A 19,535-nucleotide genomic window follows, 5' to 3' on the forward strand; every position below is an offset into this window, starting at 1 on the left:
GCTCCCGGAGATCACAGAAAAACCGAAAAGCAAGGGATACAGTTGCGGCGTTTTGTCATAGACTGGGCGGGAACGACCGCGCCCGCATGGCGTCTGTGCCTCATCCCCTTTGCCCTTTTGAACGTGACCCGCTACGAGCAACTCGCCGACGATATCGAAGCCGCTGTGCGGCGGGGCGTGTTTGGCCCCGGCGAGCGCATTCTTTCGGTGCGGCGCGCGAGCCAGCAATACGGCGTGAGCATCAAGACTGTGCTGCATGCGTACGCGCTGCTGGAGAGCCGCAGCGTGATCGAGTCGCGTCCGCAGTCGGGTTATTTCGTGCGCTCGCGTGTGGGCGCGTCCCACGCGGGCGGCGTGAACGCGGCGAGCGCAGCGACCAACGGACAACGGCCGCCGGCCGCCCCCGCGGCCTCCCTGGCGAGGCTGCGCCGCCCGAGCGCGCCGAGGCAACCGGTGCCCGCCAACGTGGACGTGAGCCGCCTCGTGCTGTCCACCTTGCGCAGCATCGGCGCGCAGGACGCGGTGCCGCTCGGCTCGCCGTACCCCGACCCGGCGCTGTTCCCCTGGCGGCGCATCAACCAGTACGCCAATGCCATCGCGCGCCGCCATGCAAGCTGGAATCTGATCGACGACCTGCCGCCCGGCAATCCCGAACTGATCCGGCAGATCGCGCGGCGCTACGCGGAAAACGGCGTGAGCGTCGATCCCGAGGAAATCGTCATCACAGTGGGCGCGACGGAAGCGATCAATCTGAGCCTGCAAGCGGTGGCGAAGCCGGGCGACACGGTGGCCGTGGAGTCGCCCACCTACTACGCGATGCTGCACGCCATCGAGCGTCTGGGCATGCGCGCAATCGAAGTGAGCACGCACGCTGACACCGGCATCGACCTCGACGCGCTGGAGCGCGTGCTCGCGCGCCAGAAGGTGGCCGCGTGCATGGTGATGCCGAACTTCCAGAATCCGCTGGGCTTTCGCATGCCCGACGCGCACAAGGCGCGGCTCGTGGCGCTGGCCGAGGCGCACGACCTGCCCGTGATCGAAAACGATGTCTACCAGGAGCTGTATTTCGGGCAAACGCGGCCTTCCACGCTCAAGCAGTTCGACACGCGCGGGCTCGTGCTGCATTGCGCCTCGTTTTCCAAGAGTCTTTCGGCCTCGTACCGCATCGGCTGGGCGCTGCCTGGGCGCTACCGCGCGCAGGTCGAGAAGCTCAAGTTCCTCAACACGCTCACCACGCCTTCGGTGCCCCAGGTCGCGCTGGCGGATTACCTGCGCCACGACGGCTACGACCGGCACCTGCGCCGCGTGCGGCGTTTCTACCGTCAACAGGCGCGGCTCATGCGGGCCATGGTCGAGCGTTTCTTTCCGGCGGGCACGCGCACTTCGGAGCCGCAAGGCGGCTACGTGCTGTGGGTGGAACTGCCGCCGCGCGTGGATTCGATGCGGCTCTACCAGGCGGCGCTCGCACAAGGCATCACCATCGGGCCAGGCTATATGTTCTCGATGCGCAACGAGTATCACCACTACATCCGGCTGAATTACAGCTACCCATGGACCGCGCAGACCGAGGCCGCGCTGAAGACGCTCGGCGAAATGGTCGCGAAAATGGCGTGAGGAGACAGACGATGAACGCAGATGAAGAGCGCGACGATAACGACGACGAGGCCGGCATCGATCCGGCGCTGGTTGCCGTGCTCGAACAGTTGTGGCGCGCGGAGTGCGAGAAGCAGGGGCAGCCTGAGCGTCAGTGGCGCGCGTGGTCGCTAGCGAAGCTCTCGAAGCAGGCCGGCGTGCCGATGAGCGCATTGCGCAGGCATTTGACCGCGCTCGTGGACGGCGGTCTGGTCGTGACGACGCAAGCGGAGGACGGCACGGGAACGGCGAGCTTGTCCGACGAGGGGCGGGGGTTTTGCGAGGAGGTGTTCGGCAAGGGCGACTGAAAGGCTTTAAGCTACGCGAACGCCACACCCCCACACGCTCATGGACTATATCGACAGCCTGCGGATCTTCCGCTCCGTCGTCGAGGCGCGCAGCTTCACGCGCGCCGCGGATATGCACAGCCTCACCACGCCCGTCGTCTCGCGTGCAATCGCGCGGCTCGAAAAGCGCCTTGGCAACCGGCTCTTTCATCGCAGCACGCGTGCGGTGTCGCTCACCGAGACGGCCGAGCGCTTCTACGAAGGCTGTTGCCGCGTGCTCGACGACCTCGACGCGCTGGAGGCCGACGCGACCGACCAGACACGCGAGGCCAACGGCGTGCTGCGCCTCGTCGCGCACACCACGGCCACGGTCAACCGCCTCGTGCCGCTCATCGCCAGCTTCAAGCGCGCACACCCCAAGGTCACGCTCGACGTGATCCTCACCGAGCGCCCCGTCGATCTGATCGCGGACGGCTACGACCTCGGCCTCGTGCTGCCGTTCATGCTCAACAACGAGTCGACCGTCACGCGCCTGCTCGAACGCATCCCGCTCGCGCTCGTCACGACGCCCGCGTATCTCGCCGAGCGTGGCACGCCGAAGCATCCCGCCGACCTCGTGGAGCATGTGTTCGTGCCGATGCCGCCGTCCATGCGCAAGCCCTCCATTGCGTTTCGCGCGGACGACGAGGAAATCGTCATCCCCATGCAGCACGAGGTCGCCTCGAACAACCCCGAGTTCAACCGCGAAATGGTGCTGCAAGGCTTCGGCATCGGCATCTTGCCCACCGCGCTCGTGAGCGAGGAACTGGCGGCGGGCAAGCTCGTGACCGTGCTCGACGACTTTCCGCTCGTCGACATGCAGATCGAGATCCGCCTCGCCTACACAACGCGCACGTTGCTGCCGGCCAAGGTGCGCGCGTTCATCGACCACGCCACCGCGTTCTTCGACGATGTGAGGCATGATGCGCCCGCCAAATCGAAGGCTGAATGAAAGGATGGGGCGATTGTTGTCGGCGCGGCCATAATGTGATGTCGCGCGTGAAGCTTGTTCGGGGCCGGAATGCCCGCTAGTCTGTGCATATGCACATCGAAGCCCCAAACCCACGCACGGAGCACGGCGCCGACCAGTCTCCCGAGCACGACGACTGTTTCGCCGTGCGCCAGGCCGCGCGGCATTTGTCGCAGCTTTACGAGCGGCACCTGAGCGCGGCAGGGCTCACGCCCACGCAATTCAGCATTCTCGGCGCGCTCGGCCGTGCGTCGAGTCTCACGATGGCGGAGCTGGCGCGCTCGATGGTGATGGAGCGCACCACGCTCGTACGGGCGTTGCGACCGCTCCTGCGCGGCGCGCTGGTGGCCGACGCGCCAGATGGAGGCGAACGCCGCCGCCGTCTCGCGCTCACGCTTGCGGGCCGCGCGCGGCTTCAGGCGGCGCACACGCATTGGCGCGCCGCGCAGGACGAATTCGAGCGCCGCTTCGGCGCGCAGCGCGCGGCGTGGCTGCGGCGCGAGTTGTTTCGCATCACACGGGCTGTCTAGTTTTTGCTGGTCGCGTCACGCCTTTTTTATCTTAAACAGTGCATATACACAGGTAAACGTCATGTCGAGTCCTTCCACTCCCGTTGCGGTCGAGCCGGTGCAGGCGAGAGAGAGCGCGCGCATCTCGCGCATGCGTCTCGCGCTAGGCGCGGTCGCGCTCGTGCTGGCGGCCGCCGCCGGCTACTGGTTCGTCGTGCTGCGCTTCGTCGAGACCACCGACGACGCCTACGTGGGCGGCAACGTCACGGTCATGGCGCCGCGCGTGAGCGGCTTCGTCTCGGAGATCCTCGTGCAGGACAACCAGCGCGTGCATGCGGGCCAGGTGCTGCTGCGGCTCGACTCGCGTGATTACGACGCGAAGCTCGCGCAGGCCAATGCCGAACTGGCGAGCGCGCGCGCCTCGGTGGACGAATTGCAGGCGAAGCGCTCGTTGCAGGAAGCCGTGATCAACCAGCATCAGGCGGAAGTGCGCGCCTCGAATGCGGAACTCACGCGCAGCGGCCAGGACCAGACGCGCTACCGCGAACTGGTGAAGGACGACGCGGTGTCGAGCCAGTTGGTGGAGCGTGCGGACTCCGATTACGCGAAGGCCCAGGCGTCGGTCGCGCAAAGCGGCGCGGCGGTGCTGGCGGCGCAACGCCAGCTCGACGTGCTGGCCGCGCAGATCAACGACGCGCGGGCCCGCGTCGCGACGGCGCAAGCCAACCAGCGCCTCGCACAACTGAACGTCGAATACACCACGTTGAGCGCGCCGGTGGACGGCTACATCGGCAATCGCACGGCCCGCGTGGGCACGCTCGCGAACGTGGGCGCGCCGCTGCTGACCGTGGTGCCCGCATCGGGTCTGTGGGTGGACGCAAACTTCAAGGAAGACCAGTTGAAGAAGATGCATGCGGGCGACCACGCCGACGTCACGCTCGACGCGGCCAGCGGCACGCTGCACGGCGTGGTGGAGAGTCTCGCGCCGGCCACGGGGGCGACGTTCAGTGTGCTGCCGCCCGAGAACGCCACGGGCAACTTCACGAAGATCGTGCAGCGCGTGCCGGTGCGCATTCGTCTCGATGCATCGGCGTCGCCGGGCATGGAGGGCGCGTTGCGGCCGGGCCTTTCCGCGACCGTGAAAGTGCATCTCGCTCAAGCGCATTGAAGAGGCCACCGCGATGAACGCCACTACGATGAGCCCCGCTTCAAGCGTGCAGGAGCCGCTCGCGCCGCATCTGCAACCGATGGCGCAACGCGCCTTCGCGTTCGCGCTGATGTGCATCGGCTTTTTCATGGCCACGCTTGACATCCAGATCGTCGCTTCGTCGCTGCGCGACATCGGCGGCGGACTTTCCGCAAGCCAGGACGAGCTTTCGTGGGTGCAGACCGCTTATCTGATCGCCGAGATCATGGTGATTCCCATGTCCGGCTGGCTCTCGAAGGTGTTTTCCACGCGCTGGCTGTTCGTGGCGTCTGCGGTGGGCTTCACTGTCACGAGCATGTTGTGCGGCCTCGCCTGGGACATCAACTCGATGATCGTGTTTCGCGGCCTCCAAGGCGCGCTCGGCGCCGCGATGATCCCCACCGTGTTCACTACGGCCTTCGTGCTCTTTCCGGGCAAGCAGCGTCTGGTTGCGTCAACAACCATCGGCGCGCTCGCCTCGCTCGCGCCGACGCTCGGGCCGGTGATCGGCGGCTGGATCACCGATCAATGGTCGTGGCACTGGCTCTTTTATCTGAATCTCGTGCCGGGCGTTGCGGTGGCGGCGCTGGTGCCGAAGTACGTGAACATCGACAAGCCCGATCTCTCGCTGCTCAAGCGCGGCGATTATCTCGGCATCGTGCTCATGTGCGGTTTTCTTGGCTGCCTCGAATACGTGCTCGAAGAAGGGCCGCGCAAGAACTGGTTCGGCGACGACGCGATCGTGGCCTGCACGTGGATCTCGGCCATTTGCGGTTTTCTTTTCCTCGTGCACGCGCTCACGGCGAAGGACCCGATCGTCGATTTGCGCGCGCTGCTCGTGCGCAACTTCGGCATCGGCAGCCTGCTCTCGTTCGTCACCGGCATCGGCATTTTCGTGGCCGTTTATCTCACGCCGCTTTTCCTTGCCGAAGTGCGCGGCTATAGCTCGCTGCAAATCGGTCTCTCGCTGCTTTCCGTGGGCGTGTTCCAGTTGCTCGCGCTCGGTGTGTATGCCTGGGCCACGCGCTACTTCAGCATGCGCAAGCTGATGCTGTTCGGTCTGGTTTGTTTCGGCCTTGGCTGCTACCTGTATGTGCCGCTCACGCACGACTGGGGCTGGCAGCAGTTCCTCCTGCCGCAGGCGCTGCGCGGCATTGGCCAGCAGTTCGCCATTCCGCCCATCGTCACAATGTCGCTCGGCTCGCTGCCGGCATCGCGGCTCAAGTCGGCAAGCGGCCTCTTCAATCTCATGCGCAATCTGGGCGGCGCGATCGGCATTGCCGTGAGCGCGACGATGCTCAACGACCGGCTCAACTTTCATTATCTGCGCCTGAACGAAAGCGTGACCGATGGCGCGCCGCAGGTGCAGCTTCTGCTTGCGGGGCGCACCGCGTACTGGTCGTCGGCGGCGGGCAATGCGCTCGACGCCGCCCAGGCGGGGCTTGCGCAACTGCATGCGCTCGTGTTGCGCGAGGCGCTCGTGATGACGTTCTCCGATACGTTCTTCGCGCTTTCCCTTTGCTTCCTCGTGGCCATTGCGAGCGTGGCGTTTTCGCAGCCGATTTCGATGGGCGGCCCGCCGCCCGACGCTCATTGAGGTGCTTCATGCAAACCCTCCCAACCCCGCAGTCCCCTCGGGCCGACAGCCGCTCGTCGAAACCCATGCGCCTCGCTCTCTCGATGCTCTGCGCCGCCGTGCTCGCCGCCTGCGCGGTGCAGCCCGCGCAGCACCCTGATTTGCCTGCCTCCGTGCACGAAACGGCGCCCGTGGCGTGGCGCATCGACGCCCCGCAAGACGCGATCGAAGCACGCGCCTGGTGGGCGCAGTTCGGCGATCCCACACTCGACGCGCTGCTCGCCACGGTGCTCGAAGGCAATCTCGACTTGCAGGCCGCCGCCGAGCGCGTGAAGCAGGCGCAATCGATCACCACGCAAAAGCACGCCGCGTTGCTGCCGCAACTCGATTTCACGGCGCACGGCGCTTACACGCGGCAAAATACGCCGCCGCCGCTCGGCTACGTGAAGCAGGCGGGCGCGGGACTCGCGCTGAGCTGGTCGCCCGACGTGTTCGGCGGGGAACGTCTCGACCTGCTCGCCGCGCAGGCAAACCTCGTGGGCCAGAAGCACGCGCTCGACGCAGTGCGCCTCGCGCTTGCGGCGAACACGGCTTCGGCGTACGTCGATCTGCGCTATGCGCAGGCCGAGTTGAAAATCCTTCAGGATAACCTGGAGATTCGCAAGCACACGTTGCGGCTCACGCAAGACCGCCTGAAATACGGCCTTTCGACGCAACTGGACGTCGCGCGCGCGCAAACGCAGCTCAGCGAGTTGCAGGCGCGCATTCCGCGCGCACAGTCGAGCATCGACCATCAATTGAACCTGATCGCGGTGTACACGGGGCGCACGCCGGAGTCGGTGGCGCAACTCGCGCTCGCGCAAAGCGCGCCTATTCCAGGTGTGCCCGCGAGCGTGCCGCAGATGCTGCCTTCCGAGGCGTTATTGCGCCGCCCCGACGTGCAGGCGGCTTACGCCACGGTGCAGCAGCGCGCGGCGGAAGTGGGCGTGGCGCGCGCCGAGCGCTATCCGAAGTTCACGCTCAACTTGACGGACGGCATTCTCGCGGCGTCTTATCTCGGCATGCCCACGCTGACCGACAATCTCTTCAGCGCGGCGATCGGCGCGACGAGTCCGATCTTCAACGCGGGGCGCATTACGGCCGACATCGACCAGAGCGAGAGCCGCATGCGCGAATTGCAGTTGAATTTGCAACAGACCATGCTGCAAGCCTTGCGCGAAGTGGAGGACAGCCGCAGCGATCTCGTGAGCACGGCGGGGCAAACGCAGCAACTGAACGATGCGCTGGCTTCGTCGGCGCAATCGCTCAAGCTCGCCAACCAGCTTTACAAGGGCGGCGCCGCCGACTTCCTCGACGTGCTCAGCGCGCAGCAAACCCTGCTCGCCGATCAGGACCTGCTCAACGACGCGCAGCGCGAGCGCGCGCTCGCGGCGGTCGCGCTCTACCGGTCGCTGGGCGGCGGCTGGAGCCAGAGTGGCGATGTGGTGCTGGCGCAGGACGCGCCCGCGCACGGCGGTTGAACGACATGCCTGCAACGCTTGCTTGCAACGACGCCCGCGGGCTCACGCGCCGGCCGCGGCCTCGCGTGCGAGCGCGCGCCACTGCGCGGGCGTCATGCCCACGTGGCGCTTGAAGCCGCGCTGGAACGCCGCGTCCGACTGATAGCCCACGAATTCGCCGATCTCCGCCACGCTCTGGTTGCCCTGCGCGAGCATGCGGCCCGCGAGCGTCATGCGGATATCGGTGAGCACGTCGGCGGCCGAGCGTCCGATGGCCTCGTCGAAGTGCCGGGCGAAGGTCGCGCGCGACATGTGGCAAAGCTCCGCCAGCTCGGGCAGCGTCCACGGTTTGCCCGGCGCATCGAACATGGCGTCGATGGCGGGTTGCAGGCGCGGGCGCTGGGCGAGCGCGAGCAGGCCGCGCGGCGGGGCGTCACCGGCGCTCGCATAGCGCAGCGTGAGCCCGAAAAGCGCGCCGGAAAGATGGTTCACGAGCGATTCGCTGCCCGGCGCGGCCTCGTAGGCTTCGTCGCGCAGGAGCGCGATCAGGCGCACGAGACGCTCGGGCGCTTGCGTGCCTTCGCGCGCGCTGTGCACGACGAGCCGCGCGGGCAGATTCTCGCGCAGCAGGCGCTGCGGCACGGCGGGCAGCAGGAAGCGGCCACACAGCACGTCGGCGCTCGCGCCCGTGCCGCCATTCGTTTCGATGGCGACACCGTGCTCCATGCGCGTTTCGACCGCCGCGGGCGCCGCGCCGCTGCCGTCGTGGAGCACGTGGGCGCTGCCGGTGGGAAATAGCACGATGTCGCCCGCGTGCAGGGCGACGGGCGCGCCGTGCGCGTCCTCGACGATGGCGCGCCCCGCAATCAGCACGTGATAGCGGATCTCGCGCTCCTTCGCGCCGGGCTCGTCGATGCGCCAGGGCGCGCCGAAATGGCAGCGCACGTCGAGACGGCCCGCAACGGGCATCAGCGCGAGAAGGCGGCTCAGCAGATCCATGATGGGCGGGTGAGACGTTTGAGCATGAAGTCGCGCCATTCTGGCATTAAAAACGCAACCGTGGGCGACTAGACTGGCTTCATGCCATCGACGATGGCTACGCGATACCCCCAACCCAGCTCGCGACCACGCAACGTTCAAGGAGTCGAACATGTCCCGTCTTTCCGCCATCAAGCCCGAAGCCGCCACCGGCGCCGCCGCCGACATCTTTGCAAAGATCCGCAAGGCCGTGGGCAAGGTGCCCAACGCCTACGCAACCATCGGCACGCACAGCCCCGAGGCGCTTGGCGCGCTGCTCGCCGTCGAAGGCGTGATTGCCGCCGGCACGCTGTCGAAGCCCGATATCGAAACGATCAAGCTCGCGGTGAGCGAAGTGGCGGGTTGTGACTACTGTCTCGCCGCGCACACGCTGGCGGGCAAGTTCGCAGGTCTCGCCCCCGAAACGATGAAGGCGGTCCGCGCGGGCGAACCGAGCGGCGACGCGGAGCGCGACGCGCTGGTGCATTTCGTGCGCGTGCTCGTCACCACGCACGGCACGCTGCCGGAAGCGGACGTGAGCGCGATTCGCGAAGCCGGTTATACGGAGCGCCAGATCGTTGAAATCGCGCTGGCGGTGACCTCGATCACGTTCACGAATCTCGTGAACCGCATCAACGATACGACGCTGGATTTCCCGCGTGCGCCGTAAGTGATGGGTTCACCCACCCTGCGTGCGCTGACACGACATCAATCGTGCCAGCGCACGCGAGCGCATCTTCCACAAAATCGTTTGAAAGTGTGCATATGCATACATAGAATGATGGTGAAAGGGTGCACACGAAAGGAGAAGTGACGATGAGTAAGCTGAATTCACGCGAGATCGTTCTGTGCCAGCCGGTGCGAACGGCAATTGGCGGTTTCAACGGCGCATTCAAGGGCGTGCCCGCTGTGGAGCTGGGCGCGGCGGCGGTGCGCGAAACGCTCGCGCGCGCGAAGCTCGATCCCGCGCGGCTCGGTTCGGTGGTCCTCGGCAACGTGATTCAGGCGGGCAACAAGATGAATCCCGCGCGCCAGGCCGAGCTAAACGGCGGCGTGCCCGTCACGGTGCCCGCGCTCACGGTCAATCGCGTGTGCGGCTCGGGCGCGCAGGCCATTGCGAGCGCCGCGCAGGAAGTGATGCTGGGTCTCGCCGACGTCGCGCTGGCGGGCGGCATGGAGAACATGGACCGTGCGCCGTATCTGCTGGACGGCGGCCGCTGGGGTTATCGCATGGGCAATGCCGAGATTCACGACAGCATGCTGCGCGATGGTCTCGTCGACGCGTTCTCGGACCAGCATTCGGGCTGGCATACCGAAGACCTCGTCACGCAGTCGGCGCTCACGCGCGCGCAGCAGGACGCCTGGGCGGCGCGCTCGCAACAGCGCTTCGCTGCCGCGCAGGCAGCGGGCCGCTTCAAGGAAGAGATCGTCGCGGTGGAAGTGAAGGGCAAGAAGGGCATGGAGCGTATCGATACCGACGAAGCGCCGCGCCCCGACACGACGCTGGAAACGCTCGCGAAGCTGCGTCCCGCGTTTCGCCCGAACGGCACGATCACGGCGGGCAACGCGCCGGGCCTGAACAGCGCGGCGAGCGCGATGCTCGTGGCCGAGCGCGGCTTTGCCGAAGCCGAAGGCCTCGCGCCCATGGTGAGGCTCGTGGCGTGGGGCGTGGCGGCGGTGGAGCCGGGTCTCTTCGGCCTCGGCCCGGTGCCCGCCGTGCAGCTCGCGCTGCGGCGCGCGGGCTGGTCGCTCGGCGACGTCGATCGCTTCGAGATCAACGAGGCCTTCGCGGCGGTGCCGCTCGCGGTGATCAAGCAGCTCGGCATACCCGAGGACATCGTGAACGTGGAAGGCGGCGCCATCGCACACGGTCATCCGATCGGCGCGACGGGCGCGATTCTCACCACGCGCCTCGCGTGGTCGATACAGCGCGACGGGCTGCGTCGCGGGGTGGTCACGCTTTGCATCGGCGGCGGCCAGGGTATCGCGCTCGCGCTCGAGAAAGTATGATGACTGCGCGCTGCGTGGCGCGGATCAGGTGAGGACCATGACGATGACGAAGCGGGTGACGCGCGAGGAATGCAACTGTTTTGCGCTGCGGCAGGCGGCGCGCTTCGTCACGCAGCTTTACGAGCGTCACCTCTCGCAGGCGGACGTCACGGCTGCGCAGTTCACGATCCTCTCGCGCCTCGCGGGGCGGCCCGACGCCACGGCCGCCGAACTTTCCGAAGACCTAGTGATGGACCGCACCACGCTCGTGCGCGCGTTGAAGCCCTTGCAGCGCGACGGCCTCGTGCTCACGGCGGCGGCCGAGCACGACACGCGCACGCTGGTTTACCGGCTTTCGGCGGCCGGCCTGCGCCGCTATGAGAAGGCGCATGCGTTGTGGCTCGACGCGCAGGCCGAGTTCGAGCAGCACATGAAGCGCGACCGCGCGAAGGCGCTGCGCGCCGAGTTGTTCGCGCTCACCAGGGCGGCGGGCTGACACTCGGCTTTCATCAGCCCTGCGTGCACGGGGGCGGCGGCAGGGGCAACGGCAGGGGAAACGCCAGCGATCAGATCTGTCGCGAAAATGGCATGATGAGATCTCCAGGAGTCTGACGCAGTGCCGCCGGGTTCTCATGAGAAGACATCGACCGCCGCCGCCTAACTTTCTGCGTGACCACGCGCATCTTTCCTGGCGCGACATCGCGCTGACCACGTTGCCCGTTGCGTTGTTCTGCGCCGTCGTGATGGGGCTCGTCATCTGGCTCGTCGATCCCGCGCCGCCGCGCAGCCTCACCATCAGCGCGGGCCCCGCCGACAGCTCCTTCATGCAGATGGCGCAGGCCTACCGCACCATCCTCGCGCGCAACGGCGTGAAGCTCAAGATTCTCGAATCGGACGGCTCGGTGCAAAACCTCGCGCGCCTGCTCGATCCGAAGGAGCACGTCGATCTCGCCTTCGTGCAGGGCGGCGTGGCCGACGGCCAGGACACGCGCTCGCTCATGTCGCTCGGCAGCGTGTCGTATTTGCCCATCGTCGTGTTCTATCGCGGCTCGGGCCTCACGCGGCTCTCCGAACTCGACGGCATGCGCATCGCCATCGGCCGCGTGGGCAGCGGCACGCGCGAACTCGCGCTCAAGCTGCTCTCGGCGAACGGCATCGACCCCGGCGGCGACTCCACCTTCCTGCCGCTCGACGGCATGGACGCCGCCACCGCGCTCGTTTCCGGCCGAGTCGAAGCCGCCATGCTCAGCGGCGACTCCACGACGCGCGGCTTGATGCTGCGCCTGCTCGACATACCCGGCATCTCGGTCATGAGCTTCGACGAAGCGGCGGCCTATACGCGGCTCTTTCCGTATCTGGAGAACATCGACCTGCCGCCGGGCGTGCTCGATTTACGCCGGCGGCAGCCGCGCGATACCGTGCACCTGATCGGTCCGACCGTGGAACTGGTGGCGCGCGACACGCTCCATCCCGCGCTTTCCGATCTGCTCATCGAAGCGGCTAGCGAGGTGAACGGCGTGCCCGGCCTGATGCAGCGCGAGGGCGAATTTCCGAGCCCGGCGGTGCACGACTTTCGCATCAGCGAGGACGCCACGCGCTACTACAAGTCGGGCAAGAGCTTTCTCTATCGCGCGCTGCCTTTCTGGCTTGCGAGCGTGACCGACCGCCTCCTCGTGCTGCTCCTGCCGCTTGCGGTGCTCGTGATTCCCGCCTTGCGCGCGATACCGGCGATGTACCGGTGGCGCGTGCGCTCGCGTATCTATCGCTACTATGGAGCGCTCATCGCCATCGAGCGCGACGCGCTCAAGCATACGAACGAAGAGGAACGCCGCGCGCTGGTGGCGGAGCTCGACGAGATCGAGCGTTCGCTCAACACGTTGCGCATGCCGCTCGCGTATGCCGATGCGTTTTACGTGCTGCGCGAACACGTGGGTTTCGTGCGCGTGCATTTGAGTGCAAACGAGTCGCAATCGCACTCCCGGACCGAATGATTCATGCCCGCGAGATTGTTACGTTGACCGTACTTTTCACTGTCATTGATGCACATCGCGTAACCATTGTCTTGAAACACATCTTCCATTGACACTGCCAGTCGTGGCCCTTTATTTTCCTGAAGCACGTCGTAGCGTTATTCGAGATCGTTTCGTTCGCGGGAGTTTGCGTGCAGGGTTGTTTGCGAATGTTCGATCGCTACACAAATCGGCACCAACGTTCCGTAACCGGGAGGACAGTCAAGTGAAATCAACCGGGGTAAGCCAGCGCCTTGCCTGGCTCGTGTGCGCGACGCTTGCGGGCGCACCGCTTTTCGTGGGACCGCTTGGCCCCACTGCCGCGCTCGCGCAGAACGCGGCCCATCTTTCGAACCAGCAACTCGACTCGCTCACCGCGCCCATCGCGCTTTATCCCGACGCACTGCTCGCGCAGGTGCTCATGGCCACCACGTTCCCGCAGGACGTGCAGGCCGCCGCGCAGTGGTCGAAGGCCAATCCGAACGTGAAGGGCGACGACGCGGTGAAGGCGGTGGCTTCCGAGCCGTGGGACCCGAGCGTGCAGTCGCTCGTGGCGTTCCCGCAGGTGCTGGCCACGATGGCGACGAAGCCCGACTGGGTGCAGCAGATCGGCAATGCGTTTCTCGCGCAGCCCAACGACGTGATGGACTCGGTGCAGCGCTTGCGCGTGCAGGCGCAAAATGCGGGCAACCTCAAGTCCAACGAGCAGCAGAAGGTCGTGGTGCAGCCGGCCTCGGGCACGTCGACCACGCAGACCATCGTGATCGAGCCTGCGAATCCGCAGGTGGTCTATGTGCCCACGTACAACCCCACGGTGGTTTATGGCGCGTGGCCGTATCCGGCCTATCCGCCCGTGTACATGCCGCCGCCGCCGGGGTACGCCATTGCATCGGGCTTCGTGGGCGGGCTCGCGTTCGGCGCGGGCATCGCGGTGGCGAACTCGTTGTGGGGCGGCTTCAACTGGAACAACCATGACGTGAATGTCAACGTCAATCGCTACAACAACATCAACGTCAACAACCGCATCAACACGAACAACGCCACGTCGAACTGGAATCGCAACGCCAACGTCGAGCGCCGCCAGAACTTCAACAACGCGAACGCGAATGGCCAGCGCAACCAGTATCGCGGCTACGACCAGTCGCGCACGCAGGCCATGCAGACGCTGGAGAACCGTACCGGCCAGAACGTGAGCGGCAACGCCAACCAGCGGCTGCACGACATACAGCAAGGCGGCAACCGCACCGGCGCGAACGGTGCCAACGGGCTGAACGGCAATCGCGGCAACGAGTTGAACAACCGCGGCCAGAACGGTGCGCAAAACGCCAATCGTGGCAACGAGCTCAATAACCGTGCCCAAAACGGCGGCCAGAACGCGAACCGCGCGAACGACCTCAACAACCGCGCCCAGAGCGCGAACCGCGACAACGCCTTGCGCGGCGCGGGCGACGGCGCGAACGCGCGGCTCGACCAGCAGCGCGGCCAGCAAAGCCGCGAAGCGTTCCAGAGCCGCGGCGGCGGCATGGGCCAGGCGCCGCATGGGAACTTCGGCGGCGGCGGTGGTGGTGGCGGGTTTGGAGGCGGTGGTGGCGGTGGCGGCGGACGTCACTTCGGTCGCCGGTAACGTTGAATTACATGAGGAGTCTAACGATGATCCGCATTCACGCACGCCGCCTCCCGCATGCTCATGCGCTTGCGTTTGGCGCGGCACTCGCGCTCTTTGGCGCGCCCACGCTGTTGCCGGTGCAATGGTCGGTGGCGGGCGCCGCGCACGCGCAGGCCGTGTACGCCACGCCCGACGCCGCCGCGAGCGCGTTCACCGACGCGCTCGCGACCAACGATCACGACGCCATGAAGCACGTGCTCGGCAGCAATTTCCAGCAGTTCATCCCGACGCAGAACATCGGTCAGGAAGATATCTACGATTATCTCGGCGCCTGGGCCAAGGGCCATCGCGTCGTGCCCGACGACAAGCCCGTGGCGGGCAAGGCCAGCGCGCATATCGAAGTGGGCGACAGCGGCTGGACGATGCCCATCCCCATCGTGGAGTCGGGCAAGGGCTGGCAATTCGATCCGCGCGTAGGCGCGAGCGAAATCCTCACGCGCCGTATCGGACGCAACGAACGCGCGGCCATGCTCACTTCGCTCGCCTATGTCGACGCGCAGAACGACTATCGCAAGCTCACGCAGCACTATGCGCTGCGCTTCGTGAGCACGCCGGGCACGCACGACGGCCTCTACTGGCCGGTTGCGGAAGGCGAAACCCAAAGTCCGCTGGGTCCGCTTGCGGAAGCCATGCCGCATAACGCACAGGTCTCGCCGAAGGAGGGTTATCACGGTTATCACTTCCGCATTCTCACGGCGCAGGGGCCGCACGCGAGCGGTGGCGCGCGCAACTACCTCGACAACGGCGTGCTGAGCGGCGGCTTCGCGCTCGTGGCCTGGCCAGCGGAATACGGCAAGACCGGGGTGATGAGCTTTATCGTCAATCAGGACGGTCAGGTTTATCAGAAGAATCTCGGGCCGAAGGGCGCGCAAACGGCGGCGGCGATCAAGACGTTCGATCCCGACCCGTCGTGGAAGGCCGCCACGCCTTGAGCATTGCCGTTGGCATGGTCGGGATTTGCTGACGGAGTCCTCCGTCATACGCTCCACGCATAATTCGGGCACAATCAGGCCAAGGCGACGTTGGTGTCGCCTGAAGCCGATCTGTGTCAACTGGGCGCGGCGGGGTCGGGCATGTGGTTTGCTGCGACTACCCCGCACTCTCATTCGTGTGGAGATAACCAAATGCAACGACGCAACTTCATGCTAACGGCGGCGGTGACGCTCGCTTCGGGCGGTCTCGCGCTCGCGGGCTGTACGACGACCACGGGTTCGAATTCGACGGCGGCGACCAACATGTCCAAGCGGCAGTCGATCGACGCGTCCGTCGACGGCACGCTGTCGCGGCTCTTCTCGACCGTGAAGGGCTCTCACGAACTCCTCGCGAAGTCGCGCGGCGTCCTGGTGTTCCCGGAAGTGCTGCAAGCCGGCTTTATCGTCGGTGCGCAGTATGGCGAAGGCGCGCTGCGTGTGGGCGGCGCGAGCGTGGGCTATTACAGCACCGTCTCGGGCTCGTTCGGCCTCCAGGCGGGCGCGCAGTCGAAGGCGCTCATCTTCGCTTTCATGACGCAGGATGCACTCGACAAATTCCGCGCAACGGACGGTTGGGCGGCGGGCGCCGACGCTTCGGTCGCCCTCGTGACCGTGGGCGCCAACGGCGTGATCGACACCAATACGGCCACGCACCCGGTCGAAGCCTTCGTGCTCACCAACGCGGGCCTGATGGCCGATGTCTCGCTGGCGGGCACCAAGGTTTCGCGCCTGAGCATCTAGGCGGACAGTCCGCTCCGGCAAAAATAGCGCCGGACCATGGAAAAAGGGCAAGGTGCAATACCTTGCCCTTCGTCATTTCTGCGTGCGGCCGCAGTGAGCAGCGGCTCAGCAGCCCGTGTTCTTCACGCGCTCGACTTCGAGCCCGAACAGCGGGCGCAGCTTCGTGCCGAGCACATTGCCGGCGAACGCGCACACGAGCCACAGCCAGCCGTGCAGGCTGCCCGAAACGATGCCGCTGAAATACGCGCCGATATTGCAGCCATACGCGAGGCGAGCGCCGTAGCCGAGCAGCAGCCCGCCGATCACGGCCGCGAGCAGCGAGCGCAGCGGAATGCGCCACACCGGCGCGTAGCGGCCCGCGAGCGAGGCGGCGGCCATGGCGCCGAGCACGATGCCGATGTCCATGACGGTTGTGACGTCGTGGCTCGCCGGGGCGGCGAGCGCGGCGGCATTGGGGCCGGCCGTCCAGTACTTCCAGTTCGCCACGTCGATGCCGAGCGAGGCAAAGCCCTTCGCGCCCCACAGCGCGAACGCCGAAGTCACGCCCCAGGGGCGGCCCGAGAGTGCGAGCGTCGCGAAGTTGAGCACCGCGAGCGCCACGGCGCCGGCGAGCAGCGGCCACGGGCCGTGCAGCCACGGCGAGGTGTGCGGCGCGCGCTGCGGCTCGTTGACGAGGTGGCCGTGGCGGCGCTTTTCGATGACCACGGTGAGCGCGGCGATGAGCGCGAACACCGCGAGATTCAGCGCGATGGCGGGCGCGACGCCGAGCGCATTGACGAGCGAAAGCGGCTTGAGCTGCGGCATCGACGTCCAGAACGGCATGTGCGCGGTAGCGACCACGGAGCCGACGATAAAGGCGATGAGCGTGATGACCATGCGCGTGCTGCCGCCGCCCACCGTATAGAGCGTGCCCGAGGCGCAGCCGCCGCCCAGTTGCATGCCCACGCCGAACATGAACGCGCCGACGATGACCGAGGTGCCCGCCGGCGAAACGAGGCCCGTGACCGGGTGGCCGAACAGCGAACCCGCCGAGAGCGCGGGGAAGAACAGCAGCACGCCAATGGCGAGCATGACCATTTGCGCGCGCAGGCCGGCGCCGCGGCCATCGGCGATGAACACGCGCCATGCCGAAGTGAAGCCGAACGCGGCGTGATAAAGCGTCATGCCGAGCAGCGCGCCGACCACGTAGAGCGCCGCCTGGCGCGCGCTCACGGTCTGCGCGAGATACACGGCGCCGAGCGCGACGAGCAGAAGCGCGATGCCGAGCGGTTTCGGATTGATGGAGTCGAGACGGCGCGGCGCGCGCGCGAGCGGCGTGGAAAGGTCGGACATGATCGAGCGGAGAGGAAGGGGCGAAAACGCGGCGGGCCGGAGGGAGCCCGGTGGCGTCACGCCCGCGGCCGGCTGCGTAGCGGCCTGAATCAACTAGTTAAACAAAATAACCAATCGGCTAAAGCAAAACGATAGCACGAATCGCTCGCCAGTCTGACAGAACGCTTCCGGTGGAGCGCGCGAGACCGCGCCCGATCGCCCGGCAACCCCGCAAACCTTTGCGCGGCAAGGCTTCCCGGCATTTTCTCGCCGTGCCGCGCCCAGGGCCGCGTAGCCCTGCGCGCATCATGGATTTCCCCTATGCAGCGCCGCGCGCCGCATGCCGATAGCCGAAACGAGATGCGAGCGTGCGCCCGGATGCACCAAACCGCATCGGTTGGAACACAAAAAACGCAACGGAGACCTCATGCCTGGAAACATCACCATTCGCGGTGGGCTTACGCTCGTTATCGGTATCTTCGTCGCATTCCTGCTGATCGTGATCGGCGTGTCTTACGGCGCGCTCAAGATCACCAACGACAGCCTCCACGACACCCAGCGCGGCGCGCAGTCGCTCGATGCGCTCAAGACCAGTTCTGAGCGCCTGCTCCAGGTGCGCCTGGCGCTTGGCGGCTATGAAACGCTCTTTAGCGTCGGCAAGGCGACCGATGGCCTGCTCGAAAAGGCGCATCAGGTGCTCGTCAATTCGAACAAGGAGTTCGCGCTCTACAGCGCCGGCCCGTTCGAAAGCGCCGACGAGGCGCGCCTCGCCGAGGCCGTGAGCGGCGCGCGCCAGGCGCTCGTCGAACAGGCGCTCGAACCCGAATACAAGGCGCTGGTCGATAACGACTTCAACACCTTCCGCACGATCCAGGGCGAGACCGCCGACCGCTATTACGGCGCCTACGCGAAGGCGATCGAAGCGCTGGAGAACTGGCAGGTCGCGCGCCAGCAGCACGACGCCGACACCGCCGCCGAGCGCTTTCGCCTTTCGCTCATCGTGTTCGGCGTGATCGCCGTGGTGGGCGTGGCGATCGGCGTGGTCGCGCGCGCGGCGCTCGCGGCCGCCGTGGTCAAGCCGGTGAATCATGCGATCCGTCATTTCGAGCGCATCGCGGCGGGCGACCTGACCGTGGAGGTGAAGGTGCGCTCGAACAACGAAATGGGCCGGTTGCTCAGCGCGCTACAGACCATGCGCGATGGCCTTGTTGGCACCGTTTCGCGCGTGCGCGGCAGCACCCACGAAATCACCCAGGGCGCGAAGCAGATCGCCTCGGGCAACGTCGATCTCTCCGATCGCACGTCGCAGCAGGCCGCGGCGCTCGAACAAACGGCGGCGAGCCTGGAGGAGCTTTCGGCGGCGGTGCGCCACAACACGGCGGGCGCGAAAGAGGCGAGCGGGCTCGCCCAGGGCGCGCTCGACACGGTCACGCGCGGCGCCGATGTGGTCGCGCGCGTGAACGCGACGATGAACGACATCTCGGCTTCTTCGCACAAGGTGGAGGAGATCACCGGGATCATCGAGGGCATTGCGTTCCAGACCAACATCCTCGCGCTCAATGCCGCCGTGGAAGCGGCGCGCGCGGGCGAGCAGGGGCGCGGGTTCGCGGTGGTGGCAAGCGAAGTGCGCAGCCTCGCGCAGCGCTCGGGCACGGCGGCCAAGGAGATCAAGGAGTTGATCGCCGCTTCGGTGGCGACGGTGGGCGCGGGCGCGCGCCTCGTGGACGACGCCCGCCGCACGATGGACGAGGCGCGCGGCGCGGTGGCGCGCGTGAGTGCGATCATGAACGAGATCGAGACCGCGACGCACGAGCAGAGCGACGGCATCGAGCAGGTGAACCGCGCGATTGCGCAGATCGACGAGGTCACGCAGCGCAACGCGGCGCTCGTGGAGGAAGCGGCGGCGGCCGCGCAGTCGCTCGAAGCACAGGCCGATGCGCTGCGCGAAGCCGTGGCGGTGTTCAATCTGGGCGGCGGGGCGGGCGCGCATCATCGCGCCGCGCGCGCGGCGGCGGCCGATGCGCCGGCGCTGGCGGGGCACGGGGGTGCGGCAGCGCTGGCCTGAGCGCGCCGCGCGCGCAAGCCGTTGCGCAGGCAACGTTCGCGGCGCGAGGCGAAAGGGGTAAGTCGGAA

Annotated in this window: 17 protein-coding genes; 15 read left to right on the forward strand and 2 right to left on the reverse strand. The window is 66.7% G+C overall.

Going from position 1 to position 19,535, the window contains the following annotated elements:
* The first annotated feature begins 123 nt into the window (after window positions 1-123).
* From C7402_RS40070 to C7402_RS40100, 7 genes are all read left to right on the forward strand, one after another.
* Window positions 124-1,614, forward strand: a complete 1,491-nt coding sequence (locus C7402_RS40070; protein WP_116614505.1) for an aminotransferase-like domain-containing protein — start codon at window positions 124-126, stop codon at window positions 1,612-1,614.
* An 11-nt stretch (window positions 1,615-1,625) separates the two neighbouring features.
* Window positions 1,626-1,940: a helix-turn-helix domain-containing protein gene (locus C7402_RS40075; protein WP_112177984.1), complete on the forward strand. Its 315-nt coding sequence runs from the start codon at window positions 1,626-1,628 to the stop codon at window positions 1,938-1,940.
* A 40-nt stretch (window positions 1,941-1,980) separates the two neighbouring features.
* Window positions 1,981-2,910, forward strand: coding sequence for a LysR family transcriptional regulator (locus C7402_RS40080; protein WP_112177983.1), 930 nt, complete (start codon window positions 1,981-1,983; stop codon window positions 2,908-2,910).
* An 89-nt stretch (window positions 2,911-2,999) separates the two neighbouring features.
* On the forward strand, window positions 3,000-3,458 hold the full coding sequence (locus C7402_RS40085) for a MarR family winged helix-turn-helix transcriptional regulator (RefSeq protein ID WP_112177982.1): 459 nt from the start codon (window positions 3,000-3,002) through the stop codon (window positions 3,456-3,458).
* Between the two features lie 61 nt (window positions 3,459-3,519).
* The gene (locus C7402_RS40090; protein ID WP_116614482.1) at window positions 3,520-4,605 is read left to right on the forward strand and encodes an HlyD family secretion protein; all 1,086 of its coding nucleotides are present in this window, start codon (window positions 3,520-3,522) and stop codon (window positions 4,603-4,605) included.
* 13 nt (window positions 4,606-4,618) lie between these two features.
* Window positions 4,619-6,220 (forward strand): DHA2 family efflux MFS transporter permease subunit, encoded by a 1,602-nt coding sequence (locus C7402_RS40095; RefSeq protein WP_116614483.1) that lies wholly within the window; start codon window positions 4,619-4,621, stop codon window positions 6,218-6,220.
* A 65-nt stretch (window positions 6,221-6,285) separates the two neighbouring features.
* The gene (locus C7402_RS40100; RefSeq protein WP_116614484.1) at window positions 6,286-7,719 is read left to right on the forward strand and encodes an efflux transporter outer membrane subunit; all 1,434 of its coding nucleotides are present in this window, start codon (window positions 6,286-6,288) and stop codon (window positions 7,717-7,719) included.
* A 42-nt stretch (window positions 7,720-7,761) separates the two neighbouring features.
* On the opposite strand, the gene C7402_RS40105 is transcribed toward C7402_RS40100, so the two are convergent.
* Entirely contained in the window at window positions 7,762-8,697 is a 936-nt protein-coding gene (locus C7402_RS40105) for an AraC family transcriptional regulator (protein ID WP_116614485.1), read from the reverse strand.
* Between the two features lie 151 nt (window positions 8,698-8,848).
* On the opposite strand from C7402_RS40105, the gene C7402_RS40110 reads away from it, so the two are divergent.
* The 7 genes from C7402_RS40110 (at window position 8,849) to C7402_RS40140 (ending at window position 16,091) form a co-directional block, all read left to right on the forward strand.
* Window positions 8,849-9,385 carry a carboxymuconolactone decarboxylase family protein gene (locus C7402_RS40110; RefSeq protein WP_116614486.1) on the forward strand — a complete coding sequence of 179 codons (537 nt, stop codon included), beginning with the start codon at window positions 8,849-8,851 and terminating at the stop codon, window positions 9,383-9,385.
* Between the two features lie 155 nt (window positions 9,386-9,540).
* The gene (locus C7402_RS40115) at window positions 9,541-10,725 is read left to right on the forward strand and encodes a thiolase family protein (protein WP_116614506.1); all 1,185 of its coding nucleotides are present in this window, start codon (window positions 9,541-9,543) and stop codon (window positions 10,723-10,725) included.
* Between the two features lie 43 nt (window positions 10,726-10,768).
* Window positions 10,769-11,200, forward strand: coding sequence for a MarR family winged helix-turn-helix transcriptional regulator (locus tag C7402_RS40120; RefSeq protein ID WP_112178002.1), 432 nt, complete (start codon window positions 10,769-10,771; stop codon window positions 11,198-11,200).
* Window positions 11,201-11,336: 136 nt separating this feature from the next.
* Window positions 11,337-12,695 (forward strand): TAXI family TRAP transporter solute-binding subunit, encoded by a 1,359-nt coding sequence (locus C7402_RS40125; RefSeq protein WP_116614487.1) that lies wholly within the window; start codon window positions 11,337-11,339, stop codon window positions 12,693-12,695.
* A 244-nt stretch (window positions 12,696-12,939) separates the two neighbouring features.
* Window positions 12,940-14,337, forward strand: a complete 1,398-nt coding sequence (locus C7402_RS40130) for a DUF3300 domain-containing protein (protein ID WP_116614488.1) — start codon at window positions 12,940-12,942, stop codon at window positions 14,335-14,337.
* 26 nt (window positions 14,338-14,363) lie between these two features.
* A complete protein-coding gene (locus tag C7402_RS40135; protein WP_116614489.1) occupies window positions 14,364-15,311 on the forward strand; it encodes a DUF2950 domain-containing protein in 948 nt (315 codons plus the stop codon).
* Window positions 15,312-15,503: 192 nt separating this feature from the next.
* On the forward strand, window positions 15,504-16,091 hold the full coding sequence (locus tag C7402_RS40140; RefSeq protein WP_112177973.1) for a BPSL1445 family SYLF domain-containing lipoprotein: 588 nt from the start codon (window positions 15,504-15,506) through the stop codon (window positions 16,089-16,091).
* A gap of 105 nt (window positions 16,092-16,196) precedes the next feature.
* Here C7402_RS40140 and C7402_RS40145 read toward each other — a convergent pair whose 3' ends face one another.
* Complete coding sequence (locus C7402_RS40145) at window positions 16,197-17,423, reverse strand: YeeE/YedE family protein (protein WP_116614490.1); 1,227 nt, start codon at window positions 17,421-17,423, stop codon at window positions 16,197-16,199.
* Between the two features lie 406 nt (window positions 17,424-17,829).
* On the opposite strand from C7402_RS40145, the gene C7402_RS40150 reads away from it, so the two are divergent.
* Window positions 17,830-19,467, forward strand: coding sequence for a methyl-accepting chemotaxis protein (locus C7402_RS40150; protein WP_116614491.1), 1,638 nt, complete (start codon window positions 17,830-17,832; stop codon window positions 19,465-19,467).
* Window positions 19,468-19,535 lie beyond the last annotated feature (68 nt).

It is taken from the genome of Paraburkholderia unamae (assembly GCF_003096875.1).
GTDB lineage: Bacteria > Pseudomonadota > Gammaproteobacteria > Burkholderiales > Burkholderiaceae > Paraburkholderia > Paraburkholderia unamae.

Bases quoted from the DNA above. Each gene is read 5' to 3' on its own strand.
- C7402_RS40075 (WP_112177984.1), top strand. From the start codon at position 1,626: ATGAACGCAGATGAAGAGCGCGACGATAACGACGACGAGGCCGGCATC.
- C7402_RS40080 (WP_112177983.1), top strand. From the start codon at position 1,981: ATGGACTATATCGACAGCCTGCGGATCTTCCGCTCCGTCGTCGAGGCG.
- C7402_RS40085 (WP_112177982.1), top strand. From the start codon at position 3,000: ATGCACATCGAAGCCCCAAACCCACGCACGGAGCACGGCGCCGACCAG.
- C7402_RS40090 (WP_116614482.1), top strand. From the start codon at position 3,520: ATGTCGAGTCCTTCCACTCCCGTTGCGGTCGAGCCGGTGCAGGCGAGA.
- C7402_RS40095 (WP_116614483.1), top strand. From the start codon at position 4,619: ATGAACGCCACTACGATGAGCCCCGCTTCAAGCGTGCAGGAGCCGCTC.
- C7402_RS40100 (WP_116614484.1), top strand. From the start codon at position 6,286: ATGCGCCTCGCTCTCTCGATGCTCTGCGCCGCCGTGCTCGCCGCCTGC.
- C7402_RS40105 (WP_116614485.1), bottom strand. From the start codon at position 8,697: ATGGATCTGCTGAGCCGCCTTCTCGCGCTGATGCCCGTTGCGGGCCGT.
- C7402_RS40110 (WP_116614486.1), top strand. From the start codon at position 8,849: ATGTCCCGTCTTTCCGCCATCAAGCCCGAAGCCGCCACCGGCGCCGCC.
- C7402_RS40120 (WP_112178002.1), top strand. From the start codon at position 10,769: ATGACGAAGCGGGTGACGCGCGAGGAATGCAACTGTTTTGCGCTGCGG.
- C7402_RS40125 (WP_116614487.1), top strand. From the start codon at position 11,337: ATGAGAAGACATCGACCGCCGCCGCCTAACTTTCTGCGTGACCACGCG.
- C7402_RS40135 (WP_116614489.1), top strand. From the start codon at position 14,364: ATGATCCGCATTCACGCACGCCGCCTCCCGCATGCTCATGCGCTTGCG.
- C7402_RS40140 (WP_112177973.1), top strand. From the start codon at position 15,504: ATGCAACGACGCAACTTCATGCTAACGGCGGCGGTGACGCTCGCTTCG.
- C7402_RS40145 (WP_116614490.1), bottom strand. From the start codon at position 17,423: ATGTCCGACCTTTCCACGCCGCTCGCGCGCGCGCCGCGCCGTCTCGAC.
- C7402_RS40150 (WP_116614491.1), top strand. From the start codon at position 17,830: ATGCCTGGAAACATCACCATTCGCGGTGGGCTTACGCTCGTTATCGGT.